The sequence below is a fragment of the Bacillus sp. BC08 genome, assembly GCF_054326875.1.
Genome location: NZ_JBTGPA010000034.1, coordinates 169303 through 195404 on the forward strand (window position 1 = coordinate 169303; position 26102 = coordinate 195404).

Annotated in this window: 20 protein-coding genes; 5 read left to right on the top strand and 15 right to left on the bottom strand. The window is 35.8% G+C overall.

What is annotated here, in order from left to right:
• Window positions 1-68: 68 nt before the first annotated feature.
• Together ACXVYO_RS16990 and ACXVYO_RS16995 are read right to left on the bottom strand one after the other, a co-directional pair.
• Window positions 69-1046: an ornithine cyclodeaminase family protein gene (locus tag ACXVYO_RS16990; protein WP_458467929.1), complete on the bottom strand. Its 978-nt coding sequence runs from the start codon at window positions 1044-1046 to the stop codon at window positions 69-71.
• A 26-nt stretch (window positions 1047-1072) separates the two neighbouring features.
• Complete coding sequence (locus ACXVYO_RS16995; RefSeq protein WP_458467930.1) at window positions 1073-2125, bottom strand: proline racemase family protein; 1053 nt, start codon at window positions 2123-2125, stop codon at window positions 1073-1075.
• Window positions 2126-2365: 240 nt separating this feature from the next.
• Between ACXVYO_RS16995 and ACXVYO_RS17000 the strand changes: the two genes are divergently transcribed.
• Entirely contained in the window at window positions 2366-2608 is a 243-nt protein-coding gene (locus ACXVYO_RS17000; RefSeq protein ID WP_141478163.1) for a YflJ family protein, read from the top strand.
• A gap of 193 nt (window positions 2609-2801) precedes the next feature.
• On the opposite strand, the gene ACXVYO_RS17005 is transcribed toward ACXVYO_RS17000, so the two are convergent.
• The 3 genes from ACXVYO_RS17005 to ACXVYO_RS17015 all read right to left on the bottom strand — a co-directional run bounded on the left by ACXVYO_RS17005 (window position 2802) and on the right by ACXVYO_RS17015 (window position 6780).
• Window positions 2802-3755, bottom strand: coding sequence for a TRM11 family methyltransferase (locus ACXVYO_RS17005; protein ID WP_144565426.1), 954 nt, complete (start codon window positions 3753-3755; stop codon window positions 2802-2804).
• A gap of 131 nt (window positions 3756-3886) precedes the next feature.
• A complete protein-coding gene (locus tag ACXVYO_RS17010) occupies window positions 3887-5476 on the bottom strand; it encodes an N-acetylmuramoyl-L-alanine amidase (protein WP_458467931.1) in 1590 nt (529 codons plus the stop codon).
• Window positions 5477-5730: 254 nt separating this feature from the next.
• Window positions 5731-6780 carry a M42 family metallopeptidase gene (locus tag ACXVYO_RS17015; protein ID WP_458467932.1) on the bottom strand — a complete coding sequence of 350 codons (1050 nt, stop codon included), beginning with the start codon at window positions 6778-6780 and terminating at the stop codon, window positions 5731-5733.
• A 125-nt stretch (window positions 6781-6905) separates the two neighbouring features.
• Between ACXVYO_RS17015 and ACXVYO_RS17020 the strand changes: the two genes are divergently transcribed.
• A complete protein-coding gene (locus ACXVYO_RS17020; RefSeq protein ID WP_098596503.1) occupies window positions 6906-7085 on the top strand; it encodes a hypothetical protein in 180 nt (59 codons plus the stop codon).
• A 21-nt stretch (window positions 7086-7106) separates the two neighbouring features.
• Here the strand turns inward: ACXVYO_RS17020 and ACXVYO_RS17025 are convergent, their stop codons facing one another.
• The 3 genes from ACXVYO_RS17025 to ACXVYO_RS17035 form a co-directional block, all read right to left on the bottom strand.
• On the bottom strand, window positions 7107-7433 hold the full coding sequence (locus ACXVYO_RS17025; RefSeq protein ID WP_001277346.1) for a nucleoside triphosphate pyrophosphohydrolase: 327 nt from the start codon (window positions 7431-7433) through the stop codon (window positions 7107-7109).
• A gap of 17 nt (window positions 7434-7450) precedes the next feature.
• Complete coding sequence (locus tag ACXVYO_RS17030) at window positions 7451-7768, bottom strand: hypothetical protein (RefSeq protein ID WP_458467933.1); 318 nt, start codon at window positions 7766-7768, stop codon at window positions 7451-7453.
• 112 nt (window positions 7769-7880) lie between these two features.
• Window positions 7881-8669 (bottom strand): enoyl-CoA hydratase, encoded by a 789-nt coding sequence (locus tag ACXVYO_RS17035; RefSeq protein WP_458467934.1) that lies wholly within the window; start codon window positions 8667-8669, stop codon window positions 7881-7883.
• Window positions 8670-9129: 460 nt separating this feature from the next.
• On the opposite strand from ACXVYO_RS17035, the gene ACXVYO_RS17040 reads away from it, so the two are divergent.
• Window positions 9130-10509 (top strand): O-antigen ligase family protein, encoded by a 1380-nt coding sequence (locus ACXVYO_RS17040; RefSeq protein ID WP_458467935.1) that lies wholly within the window; start codon window positions 9130-9132, stop codon window positions 10507-10509.
• Window positions 10510-10543: 34 nt separating this feature from the next.
• Here ACXVYO_RS17040 and ACXVYO_RS17045 read toward each other — a convergent pair whose 3' ends face one another.
• The 3 genes from ACXVYO_RS17045 to ACXVYO_RS17055 all read right to left on the bottom strand — a co-directional run bounded on the left by ACXVYO_RS17045 (window position 10544) and on the right by ACXVYO_RS17055 (window position 13476).
• Window positions 10544-10852: a putative quinol monooxygenase gene (locus tag ACXVYO_RS17045; RefSeq protein ID WP_458467936.1), complete on the bottom strand. Its 309-nt coding sequence runs from the start codon at window positions 10850-10852 to the stop codon at window positions 10544-10546.
• Between the two features lie 125 nt (window positions 10853-10977).
• A complete protein-coding gene (locus ACXVYO_RS17050; protein WP_458467937.1) occupies window positions 10978-12009 on the bottom strand; it encodes a hypothetical protein in 1032 nt (343 codons plus the stop codon).
• 9 nt (window positions 12010-12018) lie between these two features.
• Entirely contained in the window at window positions 12019-13476 is a 1458-nt protein-coding gene (locus tag ACXVYO_RS17055; RefSeq protein ID WP_458467938.1) for an MBOAT family O-acyltransferase, read from the bottom strand.
• Between the two features lie 225 nt (window positions 13477-13701).
• On the opposite strand from ACXVYO_RS17055, the gene ACXVYO_RS17060 reads away from it, so the two are divergent.
• Together ACXVYO_RS17060 and patB1 are read left to right on the top strand one after the other, a co-directional pair.
• Entirely contained in the window at window positions 13702-15117 is a 1416-nt protein-coding gene (locus ACXVYO_RS17060; protein ID WP_458467939.1) for an MBOAT family O-acyltransferase, read from the top strand.
• 169 nt (window positions 15118-15286) lie between these two features.
• On the top strand, window positions 15287-16477 hold the full coding sequence (gene patB1 / locus ACXVYO_RS17065; protein ID WP_458467940.1) for a secondary cell wall polysaccharide O-acetyltransferase PatB1: 1191 nt from the start codon (window positions 15287-15289) through the stop codon (window positions 16475-16477).
• A gap of 103 nt (window positions 16478-16580) precedes the next feature.
• On the opposite strand, the gene ACXVYO_RS17070 is transcribed toward patB1, so the two are convergent.
• From ACXVYO_RS17070 to ACXVYO_RS17085, 4 genes are all read right to left on the bottom strand, one after another.
• Entirely contained in the window at window positions 16581-19205 is a 2625-nt protein-coding gene (locus tag ACXVYO_RS17070; RefSeq protein ID WP_336180885.1) for an S-layer homology domain-containing protein, read from the bottom strand.
• Window positions 19206-19918: 713 nt separating this feature from the next.
• Window positions 19919-22429, bottom strand: a complete 2511-nt coding sequence (locus ACXVYO_RS17075; protein WP_458467941.1) for an S-layer homology domain-containing protein — start codon at window positions 22427-22429, stop codon at window positions 19919-19921.
• Window positions 22430-23087: 658 nt separating this feature from the next.
• Complete coding sequence (csaB, locus tag ACXVYO_RS17080; protein WP_073518877.1) at window positions 23088-24185, bottom strand: polysaccharide pyruvyl transferase CsaB; 1098 nt, start codon at window positions 24183-24185, stop codon at window positions 23088-23090.
• Between the two features lie 141 nt (window positions 24186-24326).
• Window positions 24327-25847: a putative polysaccharide biosynthesis protein gene (locus ACXVYO_RS17085; protein ID WP_458467942.1), complete on the bottom strand. Its 1521-nt coding sequence runs from the start codon at window positions 25845-25847 to the stop codon at window positions 24327-24329.
• Window positions 25848-26102 lie beyond the last annotated feature (255 nt).

Below are 26102 nucleotides of genomic sequence, written 5' to 3' on the forward strand. Positions count from 1 at the left end.
ATACTTTCATGTGCCAAAATATATGGACCGCCACCCCCCCAAAAAAAAGACCACCAAAAGGCAGTCCCTCAAAACTCAATCCTATTCCCCACTCCGCGCTCCACCGCTTTCTCATACAAATACTTCGCAACGACAATATCCACTACCGCCAAACCAACTGATTTGAAAACAGTAATCTCTTCATCGTTCTCTCTACCAGCTTTTTCTCCACTAATGATTTGTCCAAGTTCAGCGTGGATGTCGCTCGCTTCAAATAAACCTTCTCGCACTGGAACTTGAAGGTCACCTGTTTCCTCTAGTGCTGCTTCTTTTGATTCGACTACTACTTTGTTTGCACCCGCGATAGCGTGGGATGGTAGTTCTTGCATGTTCGGTTTGAATGAGCCGACGGCGTTTATGTGGACGCCTTTTTGTAGTTTTTCTGAGAAGACTGGTGTGGATGCGTTCGTAGTTGTGACGATGATGTCTGCTTCGCTTATTGCTTCATTTGCATTTGTGTGAACATATGCAGGTTTATTGAATCGCTCTTGTATATATTGCGAGAATGCATATGCTTTTTCTTCTGTTCGATTGTATAAAATAACTTTTTCGATATCTCTTACCGCAAATACAGCTTCAGCAATTCCCTTCGCCTGTTCTCCCGTCCCAATGATGCATAACGTTTTTGCGTTATGCCGAGCTAAATGTTTTGTCGCTACTCCTGATAGGGCACCTGTTCGAATCATCGTTAAGTAGGATCCTTCTAAAAGTGCGAGCGGTTCTCCCGTTTGAAAATCTGATAGCATCACAATCCCGTTTATCGTTTTCTTTCCTATCTTTTTGTTCTCGGGGACTACTGTTACGACTTTTAAGCCAAGTGCCTCAAGCCCTTCTGCTACTGAAGGCATAATTAATGCCGTATTTTTCTCGTTCGCAAATGGTAATGAGCCGCGAATTGGTGTGATCGTTCTTTCTGCGGAAAATTCCTTTAAAGCAAGCGCCGCGTATTCAATGACTTCGTTCATATTTACTAAGTTTCGTTGTTCGTTCGCGCTTATGACTAGCATATCTTTCCACCTCCTCCTTCTATCTTCTATCCTAACAAAAATCCTCGATTCAAATCATCTCTCGGGTCTACAACGAACTGATGGAATCCTGTAATAAAGGCATGCCCCGTTACTTTCGGAACGACAGCTTCATATGTATCTACTGCGGTTATCGACAATACTTCTCCCTCAAACTTTCCGTCAGTAATGCATTCATGGACGAAAATTTCTCCCTTTTGTAAGGCATCTTTTTCAAAAAGAGTTGCGATTCTTGCGGAAGTTCCTGTGCCACAAGGGGAACGATCTACTTGCCCATCAGCGAAGATCGTTACATTTCGTAAAGTTGCGCCTTCCCCTTTCGGCTCATCTGAGAAAATAACGCCGTATATTCCTTTTAAACCTTCTTCAAGTGGATGCTTTACTTCCATTTGGCTCTCGATGTAGTGCTTAATTTTACCACCCCACGTTTGAATAGCAGATAAGTCTTTAAAATCAACCTTCAAACCAAATTCTTTACTATCCACTACAGCATAAAAAGCTCCGCCAAACGCGATATCTACTTGAAATTCATAGTCATCTATTTTAATAGGAACGTCTTTCTTATATACAAAGGAAGGAACATTTTCAAATGATACGGACTCTACTTCGCTCCCATTATATTTTGCGTACGCAATAACTTCTCCGGCAGGGCTATCAATAATGAACTTTTGTTTCTCACCTGTCACTTCAAACATACCAGTTTCAATTCCAACTGTAATAACAGCGATAATGCCATGACCACACATCGTACTCCAGCCTTCATTGTGCATAAATAATACACCAAAATCAGCGTGTGCACTTGCAGGCGGAGTAATGATACAACCGTACATGCCGTGATGTCCTCTCGGTTCATACATAAGAACTTCGCGAAGGTGATCCAAATGCTCCATACAGTACGCGCGTCTTTCTAGCTGTGTTTCTCCTTTTATTTCTGGCACGCCGCCTGTAATAATTCGAAGCGGTTCCCCAGCTACGTGAGCATCAATTGTCGTGTACACTTTACTAACCTTCATTTCTATCTCTCCCCTATATGTTGATACTATTTTCATTGCAAATATCATGCCAACGCATAGGGTATAAAGTGAAACTTTAATCAGTGGGGGTTTTGTTCATCCCCCACTGATTATTAGTTGAACCAATCGGACGTTTACGGACAGTTGATCTCCCACCTAACTTCTTTGCTCCAACTGAATTTTGAGGTGGGAGTTTTACTGTCCGTTAACGCGGGATAAATTTGTATACATTGTTAAAAAAGCATACACTACTGTCTATTTTTTTATACACTGTCCGGAAACTATTTTATGGAACACCTTGATACAACTAGGCTTATTATTTTCAATGGAAAGTTACTTCCACCCCCAACATATACTGTTCAAAAGCAAAAAGGAAGTGATCCCATGTATTACGGAACAAAAGGCTGGTACGTAGCTGAATTAAAAAAATTAGGCGTGCGCTATCATGAAGGGCGAAAACTAGAAAGTTACCGCGGACACGTCTTACGCAATTTATTACTTGCACAACAAGAGAAATTAAAAGAACAGTAATATACTAATGTAGCGATATCGGCGATTCTCGGAATATATCAACGATTTTTTAAATATATCGGCGATTTTTTAAATATATCGACGATTCGACATGAGATATCGACTTACCGACAAATCACTCCTCCATTCTACCAACCAATCACACATCAATACAAAGCAAAAGAAGGTCACCCAAACGGGTGACCTTCTTTTCTTATTCACAAACAAGAATTTGTCTAGTAAATGATCCTTTTCTTGTAATACAGCGGTCTGTAATTTCAAATCCTGCTTCATGGATCATGTCGTCCATTGTTTCCATCGTGACAACGACTACCTTTTTAGCGATGCGGCGCGCACTTGAAAGAATGGAGAACTGGTCTTCTGGTGTTGCGTGCGTAAATAAGTCATACGGCATATCGATAATTGCAACGTCGTAGTTCTCAGTAATTTCCTCGATTGGACCTTTTGTTACTGTTCCTTCAAACCCGAAATGTGCAATGTTTTTTCTCGTTCCAAGAACGACAAGTGGATTAATATCTCTACCAACGATGTTAATCCCCATAGAAAGTGCTTCTACTACTACTGTTCCAATACCGCAGCAAGGGTCAATTGCTCGTACTCCATCTGGATTTGGTACAGCAATATTTGCAACTGATCTCGCAACACGTGTGCTAAGAGATGTCGAATAACTATGCGGTTTTTTTATGTGATGATACCAAACTGGTTCACTTTCTACATAGTGTCCAAAGTACCAGCGTCCTCCAAGAGGAACAATCCCGAATACACGCTCTGGATTACGAACATCTGCTTCTCCTTCAATATGCATACCGAGGTCGCGTTCAATGAGACGTCTTTCCCCATATTCAATTTTATTTTCTTTCCCAAGATCATTGATTTTAACGAAGATAACTTTAAATGACGCCCCCGCCAAATCAATTTGTTCCACTTGTTTTAAAATACTTTCTAAGTCGTCGCCTTCATACATAACCTCAACGCGCTCTTTTATAAACGCACTTCTACTTGGGTCAATTTTGACATCACTTTTCAAAATATTAACGTGAGACTCCGTTCCAAAGAACGAGCGCATTTCCAAATAACATAAAGCACGCTCCTCCTCGCGAAATGCATACGTATATATACATGCAGGTGTTTTACTATGATTATTCAATCTATTATCATCCTCTATATCGTTATAATTACAATACTTTTTCATATAAAATTAAATGATATCACATGCCTGAAATAAAGAGAAACGTTAATAAATAAAAGAGACTGCCATTGGCAATCTCTTTTGATGTATTAACGGAAAGAAGATACGCTATTACCCTTCGCTTCGTAATAATCTAAAATACCTTGATAAATCGCTTCCGCTGCAGCTTGTCTCTGTTTTGGTGTAGCAATTTTATCTGCATCACTTTTATTATCTACAAATGCTAATTCTGTTAATACAGCTGGCATTGTATTTTCTCTAGTTACGTATAAGTCCTGATGTCTTATACCACGATCTTTTGTTCCAAGTGCTGCTACAAGACGGTCTTGAATTTTTTGTGCTAATAACATACTGTCTTCTACATGCGGATTCGTTACTTTTGCTCTTGCTGACTGATAATATAATGTTTCTGTACCTTGTCCATTTTTCTTTTCAGAACCATTGGCATGGATACTTACAAAAATATCTCCATTATGTTCCTGTGCAAACTCTACTCGTTTTTTCAATGAATCTGTTGAGTCTACTCCTGGACGTGTATTATCTGTACGAGTGAACATCACAGTAAATGGTGCCTTTTGCTCAAATATTTTCTTTAATCGTAATGATACATCTAATACAGTTTGACTTTCTTTCTCATAATAACCAGGATTACCCGAGTCAATTCCGCCGTGACCTGGATCAATAATAATCGCTTTACCTTCTAAGAAGTTCTCTTGTTTTACTGGGTTTAATTGATTTTTATCAACCCACTGGAATCCAGCGCCTACGCGGATACGAATCCAGCTACCACTCTCTTCCATAATCGTTACTGTTTGTGCATTATATGTTCCTAGCACTTTAGAACTATGTGAAGCTGTTTCATATGCAGTAAAGTTTTGGTTAATCTTTTCTGTTTTTTCTTGTAAAGGTGTCCACTTCTCACCTTTACTTGTTACAATTTTCAACCAGCCGTCTGCTCTTTGCTCTTTCACTTCAACCATTTGTGGCTTATGCTGAACGTCAGTAATACCAGATGATAATGATGGTTGATGATATGTAATAAAGTTTCTGTTCATATACATTCTTTTTGATGTATTTGTTTTATCTTTATCAGCCATTGCAATGAACTGAGCTGCTTCTGCACGCGTTACAGTTCCTTCAGGATTCCAGCCACTTCCCGTACCCTTAGAAATCTCTAAAGCTACTAAAATATTAGCTTGTTTCTTACCCCAATGAGGTTCCAAATCTTTAAACTGTGTTGGAAGTTCTCCAATAATTTTCTTATCTAATGAGTACGCTTGTACTAACATAGATGCCATAGATGCACGGTTAATTTTGCCGAATGGATTGAAATTACCAGTACCATCTCCACTAATTGCACCTGCTTTTTCCACTGCAGCAATGTACGGTGCTGCCCAATGGCTTTGTGCATCTTTAAAAGATGGCTTTGCTTTTAAATCAATTGGTAAACCAAGAACGACTGCTAAGATTTTTGCAGCTGATCCTCTATCTACTGCTTCCGATGGAGAAAACGTTCCATCTGGCTTGCCATCAAGCGCTTTTTTTCCTACTAAATAATCAACTGATTCTTGCGCCCATGTAGGAACATCCGAAAACTTCTTCGCTGCTGCGAAACTACTTACTGGAGACGATAATAAACTTGCGGCTAAAATACCTGCCGCGACTGCACGATACTTCATAAAAAATAATACTCCTCTCGACAATCACCTTTTTATAACGCGTAATCTTAATATATAAATCTCGATAAATCCGGACAAAAAAAATTAATGCGCCTCTATTATTTTATAATACTCGAATTATGTAGTAAACCTACTTTCTTAATATTGTAAAATAAAATACAATTAATTTACTTTTTGTTAAATAAAGTCGTTCAAACTCGTTTTAAATCGACCTCCACAAAAAATAGACTACCTCTGGCAGCCTATTTCTTTTCTTACTCCGCTATCATCTCTGATAATACGTATGCATAAACAAGTGCTTCTGTATGTGCAATCGAGCTTTCATGCGTACGCTCAAATGCATGAGAAGAATCAATACCCGCTCCAATTAATGCATGTTTCACATCAAATCCAGCGTGAATCGCAGCTGATGCATCCGATCCGTAATACGGATAAATATCTACTTTATATTCGATATTGTTCGTTTTCGCAAGCTCTACTAAATGTTTACGCAGTGCATAATGATACGGACCACTAGAGTCTTTTGCACAAATAGATACTGTATATTCGTCAGATGCTTGTCCATCACCTAACGCTCCCATATCAACTGCTAAATATTCAATCGTTTCTTCTGGAATGTTAGAGTTACCACCGTATCCAATCTCTTCATTATTAGAAATTAAGAAATGAGTTGTATATGGTAATGTTACGTTTTCATCTTGTAATCTCTTAATTAATTTTAATAGAATCGCAACACTTACTTTGTCATCTAAATGACGTGATTTTATGTATCCACTCTCTGTAATTTGAACGCGCGGATCGAATGAAACGAAGTCTCCTACTTCAATTCCTAATTCGCGTACTTCATCAGCTGAAAAGACACGCTCATCAATACGAACCTCAATATTTTTCTCATCGCGTTTCGCTTCACCTGCATCTTTATATACATGCACAGATGTTTGATGCATTAAAATCGTCCCTGTATACGTCTTACCACTTGATGTTTCAATTTCGCAATATTCCCCTTCTACAGAGTTCCAGCGAAATCCACCAATCATAGAAAGACTTAGACGACCGTCAGGCTTAATTTCTTTCACCATCGCACCTAACGTATCAACGTGTGCTGTTAATAAACGGTGCTGTGCATCATTTTTCCCTTTTACCGTTAAAATAAGAGCGCCTTTATTGTTACGCTTCGTTTCTACGTTCCACTCACTTACATAGTTTTCAATAAAACGAATGATTTTCTCTGTATTTCCAGACGGACTTGGAATAGAGACAAGCTCCTTAATAAGTTCCATCGTTTCTTTCGCATGATATGCCATTGTTGTTTCCTCCTCATTTTTTCTACTATTTAGTATACAAAATTTGCTAGAAAACCTCTACTCATATAGCTTAATTTTCTAAATTGCGGTAAAATTCTTTTAGTATACAAAAGGAGGTATAAAATATGAATATATCAAAAAAATATATATACATTGCACTCATTTGGTTTTTAGCATCCTTATTTTGTTTACAAGTTTCTTATGCAGTTCACACTACTACTTCTATTACAATTGGCTGGGTATTAACAGCTATCTTCTTCATTATTAGTTTAATTGCAACAAAAAAGCATAGCGTTACTCACTAACGCTATGCTTTCCCTACGAAACTATTCTTCTGACACATCTAATAAATAAATGCCTCTTTCAAACCCACCGCGCTCTATTTCTTTTTGCTTTCGTAAACGCTCTACATCTTCAATTGTTGCACCTTCTGCACGCGCTAATGAGATGATGACTTCCAGTGCATCTGCAAGAGAATCAAGCGCATGTTCACGCTCTTTCATGGAAGCAAATTCACGAATTTCTTCCGTTCCAATTTTCGCTAAAGCTTGTATGTATGCGTGTCCTGTTAATTTTTGTGCTGTATATGTTTTTCCAGACATCAAAATCTTCTCTGGAACACGGTCTCTTACTAACTTGTTATATGCTGACATCATTCATCCTCCTATGTTTAATAACAACCGAGCTCTGCTTTATAGAAAAACCATTTTTTCTTCACGCACGCACTAAGCATATCAATTCCTGATCCATGCGCCCTTACGTGAGGAAAGAAATAGTGCTCTGATTCTTCTTCCTTACCATATAAAGTTTGGTACTCATCTGGAATTGCTTCTTTTTTCACATCTTTTTCTTTCGTCACCTCGCCAGAAAACGCAACGCTTGGATGTCCTTCAAAAAACAAAGCAGTCCGTACCGCCATAGATGGTGTACTATGCAACGCATAATATGCTATGACAATTATGCCGATAACACCGATAATTTTCTTCATATATTACTCCTTAAAAAAAGTGCTAACACAATTATACTAAAATGTGTTAGCACTTTCTCCCCTTTGCCTTAAATTAACCGGCAGTAAAACTACCATTCATTCAAATTTCACTTTATTCCCCTTTAAATGCTGGCAAACGTTTTTCTAAAAATGCAGCAATGCCTTCTTTATGATCCGCTGTTTGTCTCATCGCATATTGGCCGCGTTTTTCAAGCTGCAATGTTTGTTCTAAATTAGAGCGATTTACTTCACATAAAATTTGCTTCGTTTGAATCATCGCTTTAATCGGCTTTTGTGACCATTCACTAATTTTTTGCTTCACAGCCGTTTGGAAATCCTCGCCGCTTACTTCATCAATTAAGCCGATATCAAGCGCTTCTGTTGCTGATAATTTCTTTCCTTCCCAAATAATTTGCTTCGTCATATTTTCACCGACGCGCTTTTGAAGGAAGAAATGGCCGCCACCATCTGGAATTAAAGCGATTCCAATAAAGTTCATCGCAATAACAGATGATATATCTGCCATCACATAGTCAGCTGTTAATGCAATACTTAATCCAAGACCAGCAGTTGGTCCATGAATCGCACTAATAACAAGCTTCGGCATCGTATATAAAGTTACAACAACTTCAGAAATATTATTCATAATACCATCAAACTTGCTTTCATCATTACTTGAAAGCATCGATTTAATATCTCCACCCGCAGAAAAACCACGGCCGTTCCCGCATAACACAACAATGTGTGCAGAACTCTCCGCTACTTCTTTCAGTTTTTGTAATAACTCTTTTAACGTTGGCTCATCTAATGCATTTAACACCTCTGGGCGATTGACCATAACCGTTGCAACGCGCCCTTCATATTTCACAACAACAGATTCTGTTTTACTTGTTACTTCCATTATATACCCCTCTTTTCTACATAAAGTGAAACTTTAATCAGTGGGGGTTTTCTTCATCCCCCACTGATTATTAGTTGAACCAATCGGACTTTTATGGGCAGTTGATCCCCTACCTAACTTCTTTGCTTTCGCTGCATTTTGAGGTGGGGATCTTACTGCCCATTAAAGTGGGATAAAGATTATACTTATATAATTATAGAAAGGAGTTGAAAAACCCTTCTTTTTTCTTAATTTTCTGTCTAATAATCTCAGAATTTGTATAGAACCCTGCATAAAACATACAATTCCGTTAAAAAATATAGCAATTAAAGTCGGTTTATCGCCTCTCCTCATCTATTTACCATTACAATGAAATGGTGTATTCTTAAGTTTGATATAAAAAATCAAATATAGAAATTCATTTTCCTTCCTATTATATATAGAAGTGCTGAAATAAAGGAATGAAGAAATGGAGGCACATATGGTTACTAAGTTAAAACAGACGGATAACTACTTCCCGCATTTCCTACTGCTATTCATTGTGTTTCAACCAATTTTAGATTTATTAACGTCTTTTTCAATCTATGTATTACACATGAGCGCAACAGTCGGAATCGTAGTCCGTTTTGCCTTTATGCTTCTTGCATTAGGTTATCTACTTCTTCATCATAAACAACAAGGCGCGAAAAAGTATATTCTTTATTTATGTCTCTTTGGCATCGTACTCGCAATCGGCCTTGTGAATAATTTAATGGTCAAATCTCCAGTTTCATTTGGAGAAGAAGTGAAATTTATTTTGAAAAGTGTATATCCAATTGTACTACTGTTTGGATATATTATCGCACTAAAAGAATTAAAAAATAACGAATATGCGTTTCATAAAATCATTACGTATTTCTTATATGCAACGTTAATATTAAGCATTTCAATCATCGCGGCTATGGCAACTGGTACAGATTTCCCAAGCTATCCAAACTCAAAGATCGGTTCAAGAGGATGGTTCTTTGCTGGAAATGATTTAAGTTCCATTTTCGCAATTATGTTCCCAATCGTTGTCTTATACTCGGTTCATAAAACAACTTCTTTCTCAAAAGCGTATTACTGGATTCCAACTGTACTTGCGATGTATGCAAGCATTATGATTGGAACAAAAGTAGGCTATGGTGCCATCGTTATTACACTTGGTATCGCCCTTTTCTTCCTATTCATTGAATATATGATTCATCGTAAAAAAGAAGGAAAAGGATTCACATATCTTGTAAACACAATTGTTGCTGCTGTCGTATTAGGAGGGTTACTCGTACTTACACCGCAAACTCCTATCGCAAAAAACATGAGCATCCATTTACAAATATATGAATACAAAAAATCAGTACAAGAAGAAAAAGACCGAAAAGAAGGAAAAGTAGTCACAGAAGAAGAACATAAAGAAGGCGAACTAACAGACTCTGAAATGAAGAGTTTAATTTACAGTGATCGCGACAAATTTTTAAAAGTATATAAACAATACTATAAAGAAGCACCACTATCTCAAAAACTATTTGGAATGGGCTACGCTGGTAACTATACAACGAAAATGAAGTTAGTCGAAATGGATTTCCACGACCTATTCTTCGCATTCGGAATTGTCGGCTTCCTTATGTACTTACTGCCGCTTCTTTATTTCGGTATAAAAATATTCATTCGCTTAATCACAAACTTCAAGAAACTATTTAGCGTAAAACATATGCTACTAGCTAGCACACTCGTCTTATCGCTCGGTATCGGCTTTATGTCTGGACACGTATTAACAGCACCAGCCGTTAGCATTTTCTTTGTTGTGATACTTGCTTACTTAATTGTTGATTTAGAAATAGAATAAAAGAAGCAGCATCCATCTGGATGCTGCTTCTTTTCTATTCCAATCCTTTACCGCCTCTAGCATTCAAAGCACTCATTCTTTCTGCTCCAGTAATCATTGGTTTTGCTCGCTTTATTAAATTTTGTGTAGACTCTAACATTAAAGATGCTTTATGTGCTTCTTCATTACTCCATACTTCAAAAACATATACAGCATTCGGCTCTTCATCAGAAGTACTTACAATATACACCTCACAACTATGAAGTGAGTTCATCGATTCCGCCGCCTCTAGCAAAATATTCGTTAATTCTTCCCGGTTACTTTCCTCAACAATAAACTTACCGTACAATCCGAATTTACTCATTCTTCTCCCCCCTAATTATGCCTCTCCCCTTATCCAAACTAATATTTCTACACCAACATTTATGTTTCCTGTAAAAAAAGACCGAATCACATTATGATTCAGTCTTTTTTACAAAACTATTCTTTCTATTGAAAAGACGCCCGAATTTCCTCCAGCACCTCATCAATATTGTCCTTCGTAATAACAATACCGAAATCTTTCGGCACAGTACTATCTTCTTCATTTACAACTTTATGTGCAATCATCTTCCCGATTTCTGGTCTGAAATGATGTCCATCCATATAGTTATCTAAATTCTTTGTTACTGAATTTAAATACATGAAATGATGTACTTCTCCAAATACATCGACAGCATCATGGAGCCATCTTTTATAATCTTCCCATCGTCCTGATTGAATCATCGTACGGAACAATGGCTCTGAAACAGGCGTTGTAAAAATATAAAACTTTGCATTCGGATTATGGGATTTTACAGTACCCAATATTTCCTTCATATTTTGATAATCATAATTCCCGCCATAAATCTCTCTACTAAATTTATCTACTTGCGCGGCAATTTGTGCATCCCGTTCTTCCTTCGTATACTCACGCATCGATTTTACATTATCACGATTATATACATCGATAGTCTTATTGTGATGAATGGAGTTTTGAATTGTATTTCGGGAATATGTAATCCCATCCATACTCACGTACGATTTAATTGGATATAGTAAGCTTTGCGCCTCCTTAATATACACTTCTGGTTTATCAAAACCGATTTCTCTATTTTTGTTCGTTCCAAGGAAATCTAAACCAATCACAATAGAAGATAGTTCACTACCTTTTCGCTCTTTTGCATATTCAATGTACGCATCATATTCACGCGGATCTGTACTACTTACCGCATAATTAAATGCGTTTAATCCCGTAAAATCATTTTCATTGATAAACGTTGTTCTACTACTTCCAAGTATAACGCCATCATATGTAAACTGACGATATGTTATATAATTCGTTTTTTGTTGCCTCTCATTAAACCCAAACTGAACATCATTCCACTTATTTTTATGCGAGAATAACCAAAGCGAATCTGCATAGCCATTAAATATTCCAACACCTGCAAGTGGAACAAAAACACATACAAAAACGAAAATAAGCCACTGTTTGTTTTTCATATTCTCCACCTAGAAATTAAAGTATAAAAACTCACTAATACTCGTTAAATGCAACACACTATACACAAGTAATATTGCAGTAAATAACGCCGTCCATACTGTCGGACGGAATGAGTCTTTTAACTGAATTGAATTTTTTAAGAAGAAACTAATACATACTGCTCCGAAAATGTACGCAACTATTTTCGTATCTAATAATGAAACATGATATGCTTCAGTAAATGAAACACCGTACTCTTTTAAAAATTGTAGTTTCTCCATAATAAATACTGGGAACACGCTATTTGCTAGTTCGAATCCATTAAACCCAAACATTCCTTTTAACACTTTCACCGCATCATGCATCGATGTTGCTCTAAAGAATACCCACGTTATATTAATGAAGAAAAACGTTACGAGCCATCCTGCCCAGGCCGGCATGCGACCTCCTGCTTTATTCCACAGACGATGAATGACAGAAGCTAATCCGTGCAGGAATCCCCAGAAAATAAACGTCCAACCCGCTCCATGCCAGAGTCCACTTATTAAGAAAACAATCATAATATTGACGTATGTACGCGTAATTCCTTTTCTATTTCCACCAAGAGAAATGTACACATATTTCGTTAAAAACTGGCTTAATGTCATATGCCAGCGATGCCAAAAATCTTGTATACTCACCGCTTTATAAGGGGAATTAAAGTTTTGAGGCAATTTAATATTAAACATTAACGCAATCCCAATCGCCATATCGCTATATCCACTGAAATCAAAGTACAACTGGAATGTAAACGCTAATGAGGAAAGCCACGCTTCAACAAATGTTAGCGACTGCTGTACATCAAACCCTTCTCGTACAACGGGAGATAACACATCTGCAATCCCTACCTTTTTGAAAATACCGATGGCAAATACAAAAATACCGAGAACGATATAATTTGATTGCCAACGCTTTTTACTACGATCAGCAAACTGCGGCATAATTTGCGCATGGTGCACAATTGGCCCTGCAATAAGTTGCGGGAAAAATGTTACGAACAGAGCGTAATCAAGAAAATGACATGCCTCCGTTTCCCCACGATACGTATCTACTAAAAACGCAATCTTTTGGAATGTATAGAAACTAATCGCAAGCGGTAACGTTAATGATAGTAATGTAAAATGACTTCCAAATAACGAATTCACATTTTGTAAAAAGAAATCATAGTACTTGAAATAACTAAGCATTCCTATATTAAATATTAAGCCTACTGTTAAAAGGAGTTTGCTCTTATACTTCACGAGCCTCATTCCGATAAAGTAGTTCACAATGAGCGATATTAACATAAGCGGCAAATATTTTATATTCCAATAACTATAGAAAAATAAAGATGCTGCCACAAGCCAAACTTTCGCTAAAGTAGTTTGTCCAAATTTATTTAATAGAAAATATAAAAGAAATGCTATCGGTAAAAATAAAAAAATAAACTCAAACGAGTTAAATAACACACCATCTCTTCCCTTCTAAACAAATCACACCTTATTCATCTTATCTTATCCAGATAGCGAGTGTCAAAAGGATTCCATACCGCTTTCCTTCTATTATATAGAATAATTATTTTAATCGAATTATTAACATGATAAAATATTAAAGGCATCATTATATAAAAGAATATATAATAGATATGTCGGTTTTTTGCACGAAATGTATTTCGAAAAAGTGAGGAGAGTCCTTTGGTATTTAGTAGTTCGATTTTCTTATTTATCTTTTTACCTCTCGTATTATTTTGCTATTTTATAGTGCGTGCCGAGCTACGTAATTTCGTATTACTTGCATTTAGTTTAATTTTCTATGCATGGGGCGAACCACGTTTCGTTCTTTTAATGCTCTTTTCCATCGCATTAAACTACTGCTTTGGCCTACTCGTGCATCATTATGATAAACGAAAAAATATGAAAGTCACATTCTTAATTATGGCTGTGGTCGGAAATATTTTATTACTGTCTTATTTTAAATATATTTCATTTTTCACAGACATTTTAAACAACGTATTGCATTTATCTATTCATGTGGAACCTATTCCACTACCAATTGGAATTTCATTTTATACATTCCAAGCGATGTCCTATGTCATCGATATATACCGTAAAGATGGGGATGTTCAAAAAAATCCACTTAACTTAGCGCTATATATATCTATTTTCCCTCAGCTTATTGCTGGACCAATTGTTCGTTACAATATCGTCGCTGAGCAAATTAAAACGCGTATCCATTCTTTTGAACGATTCACAGAAGGTATTCAAATTTTCGTTCTCGGACTAGCAAAAAAAATATTAATCGCCAACCAAGTAGGTTTTGTAGCCGATAAAATATTTGCCTTACCACCATCTGAAATAAGTGTTGGAACGGCATGGATTGGTATTATCGCCTACACCCTGCAAATTTATTTCGATTTCTCAGGGTACTCTGATATGGCAATCGGAATTGGAAAAATGTTCGGATTTGATTTCCCGAAAAACTTCCACTATCCGTACATCTCTAAATCTATTTCAGAGTTTTGGAGAAGATGGCATATTACACTTGGTTCTTGGTTCCGCGATTACATATATATCCCGCTCGGCGGAAACCGCGTTTCAAAACTAGCGAATTATCGTAACCTCTTCATCGTATGGGGATTAACTGGTTTATGGCACGGGGCGAGTTGGACATTTATCGCCTGGGGCTTATATTACGGCTTTATTATTTCAATTGAAAAAGCCGGATTCGAAAAAATATTAAACAAACTATGGAAACCGCTGCAACATGCATACGTATTATTCATCGTTATGATTGGCTGGGTCTTCTTCCGAGCTGACAACTTCGCTTACTCTTTCCAATATTTAAAAGCGATGTTCGGCATAGGAGGACAATCTTTCATTGATGACAATACTATGCTATACGTACATGAATACATTATCGTATTTCTCATTGCCTTTATCGCAGCGACACCAATTTTAAAACGAATAAAAAACATACTAGAACTTGCGCCAAAAACGTATATGTTCATGATGCAAATTGTACGTCCTATATTATTACTATCATTATTTATGATTTCGGTTATGTACTTGATTAACTCAACATATAATCCATTTATTTATTTCAGGTTTTAACTTATCCCGCATTAATGGGCAGTAAGACCCCCACCTCAAAATTCAGCGAAAACAAAGAAGTTAGGTGGGAATCAACTGCCCGTAAAAGCCCGATTGGTTCAACTAATAATCAGTGGGGGATTCCCCCCACTGATTAAAGTTTCACTTTATGTAGGAAGGAAAAGTTACTATGAAAAAATTGGGAAACCTCATCCTATTAATCGGTTTTCTCACCATTATCTTTTCATTTGGCATATTATCGTTACTCAAAACAGACCGAGCCATTTCACCAGTTGAAAATCGACCGCTCGCTCAAAAACCAGCAATGACGAAAGAAGCTCTCCTAACTGGTAGCTTCTTTAAAGATTTTGAAACATACACAAATGATCAACTAATCGGACGAGATGAATTTATTAAAAGCTATACAATTGCCCAAATTAATATGGGCAAATCTCTCATTAACGACATTATTTTGACTGATGATAAATGGCTCCTAAAAAATCCAGCGTGGACGAAAAAATATAATGAAATTGACCAATCCATGCCCGCTATAAAAGACTTATCTCAGTTTTCAAAAGAACAAAACGTTGAGTTTTACTTTGCTTTACCACCGTCAAAAACGAATGCTTTATCATTTAAATTACCTTCTCATATTTATACATATGCACAGGACAATTTAAATTACTTTCTAAAAAAACTTCCTGCTGACGTAAAGCCAATAAAACTGATGGAGCAATTTAAAAAGAACTATACGAACGAAGAAATACAGGACATGTATTTCAAAACAGATCATCATTGGAATATGGATGGTGCCTTCTTAGGCTACCAATATATAATGAACACAATCGGGCAACAATCTTCTATATATAAAGGAAAAGAAATAAAAAAAGAAGACTACACTCGTACATGTGCGCAAAATAAGCATTTAGTCGGTAGCTTCAACAACCAACTATACCAACTCATCGATGCAACAGGTGAAAAATTGTGCTACTACACACCGAAAGACGGTTTCAACTTCACAAGCGTAACCGCAAAAGATGTGACAGGTACTGTTCATCAAAACTTAGATAGCATATACGGCGTAGAAAAACAAAAAGATACAACATCATACGCAGGTTATTACACAGACGACTATCCAGAAATCGTCTTTGAAAATAACAATGCACCAAATGAAGTACGCGCCTTAGTCCTAAAAGACTCATTCGCAAACGCAATCGTGCCACACTTAGCACAAAGCTTTAAACATACGTCCATCCTTGACCTGCGTCACTATCACGAAAAAGATGTATATCAATACATTAAAGACAACAACATTAACATGGTATTGTTCGTGTATAGTGATTCAAATTTGAGTGGGGATATGTTTAAATTTAAGAAATAACTATTAAAAATAGGTGTCTTTAGAAGATTCTAAAGACACCTATTTTTTCAGAACAAAAAACAATCCTCATGTCACAATGACATGAGGATTGTAAATCTAATCATTAGATTTTTTCTTTAATAACGTTGATTGTTACAGCTTTTGTACCATACTCAGTAGTTGGTGCTACTCTATCTTTCATTACTTTAAAGATTACTGTACCTTTATCTCCAAATGCAGTTGTTACACCTTTGAAGACGTCGTTTTTCTTAGTAGCAGTTTCATCAGTTAAGAAGTTGAATAATTCATTTCCTTCTTTAGAAACTGTATCATTTGATTTAACAGCTGTTACATAACCAAGCACAACATCGTTACCGTCGAATGTAGCATTGTCGTTACGATCTAGGTAAACTTTACCTTGCTCTGTACCTTCAGCATCAACGATACGTACTTTATGTTCTGTTGAGATGTTTAATTTGATGCCATTTAGAACATCATCTTTATCACTCTTCACAACGTCTAGTACTCTGTCGATATCAACTTTACGGTTTTCAAATTGCTCAACTTCTACATCTTTAAATTTAACAGATGTAATTTGGATATTTTCTTGTGTAACAGTAATTGTTGCGTGTCCAGCTGTAGCGCCATCTTTCGTTAAGATAACATCTGTAACACCAGCTGTTTTACCTGTTACTTTTAATGTTTTCCCTTCAATTTTAGCTGAAGCGATAGCATCATTACCTACTCTAAACTCATATCCTGCTAAATCAGCTGCATCAGCATATACGCCTTCAGTAGTGTAATTAGATAATTGATATGCTACTGTATTTCCAGCACCAAGTGTAGTGTCAGCAGCTTCACCTTTTTGACCAGCTTTAGAAACAAGCTCTAAGCGTGGAGCTTCATGACCGATATTGCTCTTCGTAACTTCAACATGAAGTGATCCGTAGCCTTCACCACTTGCATTTGGATTTTGGAAGTGGATTGTACCAGCTCCAACTTTTGCACCTTTAACTTTAATTGAAGATGTACCGATAGAACCTTCATTTGTTGTAGTAACATCTAATTCAGCTACAACGCCTGTTTGTGGGAATACTTCTTTAATAGCACCAGTATTTGCACCAAATGGATCGCCGTATTGGTCAGTCGTTACGAATGTTACTGGTAACTCTTTACCATCTACAACTTTTAATTGATCTGGATTAGCTTTTACAGTTGTAAGTTTACGAGTATCCGTTTTTACAACGAAATCAAATGTTTTTGTTACATCGCCAACTTTAACTGTAAGTGTTGCAGAACCAGCTGCTTCAGCTTTAATTTCACCATTTTTAACAGAGATAACACCTGGATTAGATGATTTTAGGCTAATCGCGCTAGGATCAACAACTTTGTTTTCTTTGTTAATTTGAGCAACAACTTTGTGGATACCAGCTTTTTCACCAGCAACTAAAGTTTTGCTGTTTAATGTGAAGTCTGTTCCACTTAAAGCTTTAGCGTAATTCACACCAGCTTTATCTGTATCTACTGCAAATACAACATCTTTAATTGCAGTTGCTTCTGCATCAAGGTTTTTCACTTCGATAATACCAGTGTTAGAAACTGTGATGCCGCCACGTTTCGTAACTTGTACTTCCACTTTGTATTTACCTTCATCGATACCAACTGCTAGTTTACCAGTTTTTGACTCTGCAGTGCCACCTTCAAAGATGTTTGCTGGAGTGCCATCTAATTTATTCGCAACAAATTTCACATCATGACCAGCGATATCTAAATACTCGATATCAGCGTTATCTTTTTCTTCATTTAATTTGAAGACAACTGCTTGATCTGCACGGTCGTCATCAAATGTAAGTTGTTCTACGCGTAATTTTTTCACTTCGTATACATACTTCACAATAAATGTATTGCCTTTTACTTTAACAGGAAGCTCTTTATTTGGAGCAATTTTTCCACTTAATGTTACAACTGCAGATTTCCCATCTTTACTCGCTTCAAGTGCAATTGCTTTATTTCCTTCAAGCGTAACATCTTCAGCTGTAAGCTTGTTTAATCCTGTACCAGTTAACGTTAATTGTGTTGGCTCAGTAGCAGCAACGTTTGTTACTTTCGCATCACTGTTCTCTGGTTTTGCATATTTTTTATCTGTTAATGCGATAAATTGAGCTGCTTCTGCACGAGATACAGATTTATTTGGCTCCCATTTACCACCAGTACCTACAGAGATTCCAAGGTTAACTAGGATGTTAGCTTTCTCTTCACCCCAATGTCCTCTTAAATCATCAAATTTTGTAACTAATGTGCCATCTACTTTTTCTTTTAAGTTATAAGCACCTACTAGCATAGACGCGAAAGAAGCGCGGTCAATCTTTCCTTCAGGATAGAAATTATCTTTACCGTCACCTTTAACGATACCAGCTTTTTCAACTGCTGCGATATATTTAGCAGCCCATGTATTTTTAGCATCTTTGAAAGAAGGTTGCGCATTGTCATCAACTGGTAAATTTAAAATTTTAGTGAAGATAACAGCTGCAGAAGAACGATCGATTGTCTCATCTGGAGCATATGTACCGTCTGGCTTACCTGCAATTGCACCTTTTTCTACTAAGTAATAAACTGATTCTTTAGACCAGTGGTTTTCTACGTCTGGGAATGTTTTACCTGCTGCTGCTACTGGAGCGACAATTCCTGCTACCATTGCTGCTGTCATCGTACCTGCGATTACTTTTTTGTAAGAGTTAGTCTTTGCCATTTTATAAATTTCCTCCTTCAGGAATATGCTACTAGTTTCATATCATATTAAATTTGAAAACTAGCTAGTTAGAAAAACCATAAAACAATAAAAACACAAACAAAAATACTATAATGAAAAGTAGTTCACATAATAAAATGATACAAACCGCTAAATGTAAATATAAGGTTTAAATACCATTTTTTGAAACAAGTTCATCATACTATACAAAACCATTCGTTATCAAGAACTTTCTCAAAAGAAGATTCGACACATTCTGATAATTCAGTCTTTTAATCGTATTATTTTTATATTAATAATACTCAAATATAGAAATAAACAAACTGTTTTCCTATAAACCACTCTCACTGCGCTTCGTATATTTTTCATATCGAATACACAATTGGAATTATAGCACATATTTCCACTTCATCACCTAAATATTTTTTACAATAAATACAATTTTCAGACTACATTCGACTAAAATGATTGCATTTCGACATTTTTTTCTTCTTTTCGAAGGTTTTTTTAACAGGAAAAGGTGTGAATTTACAAATAATTTACATATCGGTGGGATATTCTTCTACTTTTGAAAGCGTTTTCGATTTATTTCTCAATACAACTAACTACTAATCTGCAAAATATGATCTACATTTCAGAGCTCCTTTTATATAAAAAATTAGATAAAAAAGAGCCCACATGTTGTGGACTCTTTCTATTGAAATAAATTTTAATTAGCGAGTTACTGTTACTGGTTTGAAAGCAACAAGTGCATTTCCTGCTTTGTCAGTAGTTTTGAACTCATATTTAGCATTATTTTCTAACTCTGTAGCTTTTACTGTTACTGTACCAGTTGCTAAGTTAACATCTGTTGGAGCTGTTACTTTAAGAACTACGTCTTTAGCAGCTTCTGCATTTTCGTCAGCTTTTGCTACAGTTAATTCTACACCGTTTAAATCAACTGTGAAGTCAGCTGTATTAACGTTTACAGCTTCAGAGAATGTTAAAGTGATTTCTTTAGCATTAACTTTTGTAATTTTAGCTGATTTGAATTCAGGAGCTTTTGTATCTACAACATTTAATAATGAGTTTGTTGTACCCATTTTTACTCCAGATTTGTTTGCAACGTTAGATACTGTGAACTTCACTGTTTCTGACTTTTCGAAAGTGAATGTTTTTGGAAGTTCGATAGTTGCTGTTGTTTTTGTTACTTCTTTTCCTTCTACTGTTACTTTTTCATTAGCTAGAGTAATTAAAGTACCTTCTGGTAATTTAGCACCACCTAATGTGTAGTTGTTAACGTTAGAAGCAGATTCTGCAACTTGGCCACCTTTTACTTCTTTATCAAATTTCACTTTGATTTCGTTAGCATTTTTATCGAATACAACTTCTCCCTCTACTTTTGGAGCTACTTTATCTGTTTCTTTTTCAGCTTCTTTTTCTACAACTTTTACTTCTTTAGTAAATGCTACAGATTCATTACCAGCTGCATCTTTTACAAAACCTTTTGTAGCAGCAACTTTGTAGTTACCTTTTGATGGGAATGTTAGTGTAATACCTTTTTTATTATCTTTAGCTGCTGGTGCAACAGTTACATTAGCAGTTACATCTTCACTTGTATCTAAGTTAATTACACGAAGTTTTCCGTCTTGTGCAGTTACTTCTTTGTCAAAAGTGAATGTCGCTGCTTTATCTTGATCAGCCTCAACTTTTACGAAGTTAGGAGCTACAACGTCTTTTGAAACTTTTACTGCTTTAGATACTTTAGAACCTACGTTGTTAGCTAAATCTTTGTAGCCAACAAACTCAACTGTAAGATCTGTAGCAGTTTCTTTTTCTTTAAGAGCGCCTGTTACTTCAATAACTGCCTTTGTTTTATCTTGAGGATCAACAGCAATTGTAGATTTTAATCCTTCTTTACCTTTTTTAACTACAACTGTTCCTTGACCATTATTAGCAAGTTCTTCTGAGAAAGTAACTTCTAATGTTGCGTTTCCTTCAGCAGTAATTTCTTTAACTTTAACATCTTTAACTTCTGGAGCTGTAGTGTCTTTTTCTACTTTGTAAGTAGCTTTACCTTCGTACATTTCCATAGTGTTGTTAACTAAATCTGTAGCACCCGTTACGATGATTGAGAATTCTTTACCATTTTCAAGGTTTAAAGCGTTAGTAGAAGTGAACGTATTGTTTTCCACTTTACCTTCAACTTTTTGACCGTTAACTACTACAGTTGCACCTTTTGCTTCATTTAATTTTTCACTGAATACAACTTTAAGTTTTCCATCTGGAGTAGATACTGTAGATACAGTTGGAGCTACTTCATCGTTAAAGAAGATAACTTCTAATGCTTTTGGGATTGCTTTGCCTTCAGCAGTTTTTAAGCCGTCAACAGTTACAACATAAGCATTGTTATTTTTAAGCATAGCAGCATCTTCTAAAGTTAAGATTACAGATTTTTTGTCTTCACCGATTTTTGCTGCAACTTTTACTGGGTTGTCGCCTTGAGAAATTGTGAATGTCGCTTTCTCCACATCTTCTGCTTTCACTGTAGCGCCAAGTTTAACTTCGATTTCTTTAGCGTTTACTGCTTTAATAGACTCAACTTTAGCTTCTTCTTTTTGTCCGAACTGCTTGTCAGTCATAGCAATAAATTGAGCTGCTTCTGCTTTAGTTACAGATTTATTTGGCTCCCATTTGTCGCCAGTACCAACAGAGATTCCTAATTTAACTAGGATGTTAGCTTTATCTTTACCCCAGCTATCTTTTAAATCATCGAATTTAGTTTCTAGAGGACCGTTTACTTTAGTATCTAATTTGTAAGCTTCTACAAGAAGAGATGCCATAGAAACGCGGTCGATTTTTCCAGTTGGATCGAATTTGCCTTCGCCTTTACCTTTAACAACGCCAGCTTTTTCTACAGCTGCGATGAATGGAGTGTACCATTGTCCTTGAGAATCACCGAATGATGGTTTAGCATCTTTATCGATTGGTAAGTTTAAGATTTGAGCCATCATTGTAGCTGCTTCTGCACGAGTGATTTCTTTTTCAGGCTCGAACATTCCTTTGTCGTTACCTTTTACTGCGCCTTTTTCTACTAAGTAGTTAATAGACTCTTCTCCCCAGAATTTTTCTGGAACGTCTGGGAATGTTTTACCTGCTGCTGCTACTGGAGAAACAACACCTGCTACCATTGCTGCTGTCATTGTACCAGCGATTACTTTTTTGTAAGAGTTAGTCTTTGCCATTTTATATATTTCCTCCTTAGGAATGTAATACTAGTTCCATAAGTTTTTAAATAGATATTCTATTTATTTTTGAAACTAGTAGATATAAATGTGGTTAAAGTATTCTTTGTATAGAATCACAAAGAAAGTATACACCATTTTTATCCAATCGAAAATCTGAAATTCGACAAAAAAGTGAATTTTCGCAATTCTAAACGATCGCTTTTTCGACTTATATTTTAAAAATCCAGATTATAAAATCAGAATATTTTAAACAGAAAGAAAAACGCGTCAGAATTACGTTTCAAATAATTTTCTCATAACCATTTACAACTATAGCAGAAAAACGTTTCCAATTTCAATATTTAACTATGAAGATATTACGACATTAATCGACAGTTTATTTTTATGTAATTCGACATTTTTCTTACCTTCTCATTTTTCGAAATTACCATACCTATTTTCTTATAATTTACTAAGTAAAACGCCGAATTCTAACATTCCCTATATATTAATGTTAGGATTATTAAACATACATCTTATCCCTCAAACTTCTTTTTTTATGAGCATACATTTAAAATCACTTATGTAATTCGACATTTTTCTACAAATGTTTCTTTTCTTTCGACATTTTCTTTTTTTCAAAAAATAAAAAAGAGGATGTCCTCTTAAATTAAGATTACATTCCTCTTTTTTCAAACTCTTTTGAATTCAAGTCACTTATGATGTAGCGAGACGCTGTTGAAATTTGTTCTCGCAATTCTTCTACTCTTTGTTCCAATGTTGCTTGTACATATTCTTTTTGTTCTAGTTGCTTCGTTGCCACATTATACAAAGTTTCAGCCGTCCAGTCACCATCTACGTTTCCGATAATCGGCTGATTTACTTGTTGTAAAAATGAATCGATCTTTGGATCATACGAAATACCGACCATAGGAATATTAGCAACCGCAGATAATATGAGCGCATGAAGTCTCATCCCTATTAGAAGCGAACATTCCGACAAAATTGCAATCTTCTCATGGATATCCAGCTTATAAGGAAGCATGTGAGCTTCTTCTCCCATTAAGTTAATAATATCGCGTGATGCATTTTGATCAAAAGGTCCATGCATTGGTACGAATAAAATATGGTATCCATCACGCTTAAATTTTTTCAGCGTATCTGCTAGCTTCTTCATATAATCTTCTTTCGCATCCCAATATCTCACACTAACTGCAATTACTTTCCCTTGAATCGAATGTTTTTGCAGCCAATCCGATTTCATTCCTTCTGGTTGACATGCCAATACTGGATCTGGAACTAGTTCGATATCTTTCTTAATACCCATATCTTTTAAATACAAAAATGAATCTTCATCACGAACTGATATATATGCCGCTTTTGATACTTGCCATTTCACTAATAAACGATTTTGTTTTTTCGTAATTGGACCAATTCCTTGCGCATAAATATAATACGGCTTCTTCAAAAAACGAGCAATCCGCATAATACCTGTATAGTACAAAATACTTTTAATACTCGTTTTATCTTGAAGGAGACTTCCCCCTCCGCTAATTAAACCATTACTTTTCTTTATTTCCTTATAAATTGCTCTTATATCCCAGCGATTTACTGCCTCTACACCGTACATTTTTCTTGTATAGTCGGGGTCATTCGAAAGTACAACAAGCTCAAGAGTAGGATCCTCTTCATGTAGCGCTTTAATAATTGATTGCAAAATTGCTTCGTCCCCAACATTATAAAAACCATAATATCCTGATAAAACTAACCGCACTCTTAATCTCCTCCAACATTTCGCAATCAACTTTTTGTCATTCAACAAATTGCTATCAACTCTTTAATAAGAAAAGTTGGATAACTTCAAATTGATTTCTTTCACAAACATATACATAACCATACTCATTTATAAACAAATTTACTTACGCAAAAATGGAATTTGCTTTTTGGATATCCAGTTCAACTTTAATGCGCATATGCCATATATGAACAAGGCCACACAAAATGCTAAACCACTATATATTACTGCAATAAGTCTAGAATCTACAACATTTATTACAGTAGATGTGAAATATAACCCTATACCTACTATACTAGATACTCCAATTACAGCAAAAAATCTTCCCATTCGAATCGAATAAGCCAATTCTTTTCGAATGTATATATAATTTACGATACAAATCATGATATATATGATAAGTGTACTATAAGCCGCACCAGTTATGCCAAATTGACTTACGAGTACTATATTTAATATGACTTTTACAAAACTCGCTCCAACAACTATCCACGCCGCTTGCTTAGAACGATTAATTCCTTGCAAAATTCCTATTGATAATACCATAAGTGATGTGAAATACGAACTACCAATTAAAATAGCTAACATGCCGCTCCCTTTCGCATCTGTAAACAACCCAACATTTAACGGGACTGTAAGTGCCATGAGCCAGATTGTTATCGGCGTTGTTAAAACATGAGCAAGCTCATTTGTTCGTTCAATTGTGTGTTTTGCTAACGCTATATCTTTCTTTGTTAATGCAGCAGTTAACAATGGGATTAACGGAAATACCATCGCACTTGCAAACACAACAATTAATTGTGTAAACGCAAAGCCACGACTATATATACCAAATTGTTCTTGAATCGTTGCAGTGGATTCATGTAGCATATGTGGAATCGTTACAGAATCAACTAAATTTAACACTGGCATTGATAATGCCCCAATTGCAATTGGAATCGAAACCTGAAGTATCTTTTTTGCATTATCTTTAAAGTCTTGCAGTGAATATGTATTACTTTTATAACGATATATACTTTTTACATACTTCAATCTCAAATAAATAAGTGACGTAATTACCCCAAGGCAAGAACCAATCATTGCACCGCCTGTTACAACATCACTATCTTTATTCCAAGATACGAATAAGAATGCAATTGCTAACATAAAGAAAACACGAATGAACTGCTCAATTACTTGTGACACCCCGGTAGGAATCATATCTCCAAAACCTTGGAAATACCCTCGATATACCGCCATATATGGTGCGATTAATAAAGCAAACGAAGTGATAATTAATGGAAGTCTTGTATCTTGTCCACCAAGCATATTTGCAAACATACTTGAGCCAATCATAATAACCGAAAATCCAAGCACCCCAAATATTACTCCAATAATAGATGCTGACGTAAATAGTTTGGCAATCCCATCTTTATCATTCTTCTCATGAAGTTCAGCGATTAACTGTGATATTGCTAGCGGTACTCCCGCTACTGATAAAGTTAACGCTATCATATATACAGGAAAAACAAGGCGAAAAATCCCAAGCACTTCATCTCCTGCTATATTTTGTAATGGAATTTGAAAAAAACTTCCCAACACTTTCGATAGAAACGTTGTAATCGTTAAAATCGCAGCGCCTTTCACAAACTTATTATTCATCTTCTAGCTCTTTTCTTTCAATATATAATTTCCATACCTAATACATCATAAAATGAGATAACTATATTCTTCTCTTTTTTGAAAAATTCCACTTTATCTCATTTAGCTATCATACCAAATTTATTATACATTGAATACTCTCTTTCTTTACGGCTTTTAAATATATCATATGTAATAACCCTTTATTTTTATCCAGTTTTTTCTTCAATTTACTACTTCTACTTATTCCTGATAAACATGTGCTATAATGTAGCT

Bases quoted from the DNA above. Each gene is read 5' to 3' on its own strand.
- ACXVYO_RS17040 (WP_458467935.1), top strand. From the start codon at position 9,130: ATGGTTACTAAGTTAAAACAGACGGATAACTACTTCCCGCATTTCCTA.
- ACXVYO_RS17050 (WP_458467937.1), bottom strand. From the start codon at position 12,009: ATGAAAAACAAACAGTGGCTTATTTTCGTTTTTGTATGTGTTTTTGTT.
- ACXVYO_RS17020 (WP_098596503.1), top strand. From the start codon at position 6,906: ATGAATATATCAAAAAAATATATATACATTGCACTCATTTGGTTTTTA.
- ACXVYO_RS17030 (WP_458467933.1), bottom strand. From the start codon at position 7,768: ATGAAGAAAATTATCGGTGTTATCGGCATAATTGTCATAGCATATTAT.
- ACXVYO_RS17075 (WP_458467941.1), bottom strand. From the start codon at position 22,429: ATGGCAAAGACTAACTCTTACAAAAAAGTAATCGCTGGTACAATGACA.
- ACXVYO_RS17010 (WP_458467931.1), bottom strand. From the start codon at position 5,476: ATGAAGTATCGTGCAGTCGCGGCAGGTATTTTAGCCGCAAGTTTATTA.
- ACXVYO_RS16990 (WP_458467929.1), bottom strand. From the start codon at position 1,046: ATGCTAGTCATAAGCGCGAACGAACAACGAAACTTAGTAAATATGAAC.
- ACXVYO_RS17070 (WP_336180885.1), bottom strand. From the start codon at position 19,205: ATGGCAAAGACTAACTCTTACAAAAAAGTAATCGCAGGTACGATGACA.
- ACXVYO_RS17035 (WP_458467934.1), bottom strand. From the start codon at position 8,669: ATGGAAGTAACAAGTAAAACAGAATCTGTTGTTGTGAAATATGAAGGG.
- ACXVYO_RS17025 (WP_001277346.1), bottom strand. From the start codon at position 7,433: ATGTCAGCATATAACAAGTTAGTAAGAGACCGTGTTCCAGAGAAGATT.
- ACXVYO_RS17085 (WP_458467942.1), bottom strand. From the start codon at position 25,847: ATGAATAATAAGTTTGTGAAAGGCGCTGCGATTTTAACGATTACAACG.
- ACXVYO_RS17015 (WP_458467932.1), bottom strand. From the start codon at position 6,780: ATGGCATATCATGCGAAAGAAACGATGGAACTTATTAAGGAGCTTGTC.
- ACXVYO_RS17000 (WP_141478163.1), top strand. From the start codon at position 2,366: ATGGAACACCTTGATACAACTAGGCTTATTATTTTCAATGGAAAGTTA.
- patB1 (WP_458467940.1), top strand. From the start codon at position 15,287: ATGAAAAAATTGGGAAACCTCATCCTATTAATCGGTTTTCTCACCATT.
- ACXVYO_RS16995 (WP_458467930.1), bottom strand. From the start codon at position 2,125: ATGATATTTGCAATGAAAATAGTATCAACATATAGGGGAGAGATAGAA.
- ACXVYO_RS17045 (WP_458467936.1), bottom strand. From the start codon at position 10,852: ATGAGTAAATTCGGATTGTACGGTAAGTTTATTGTTGAGGAAAGTAAC.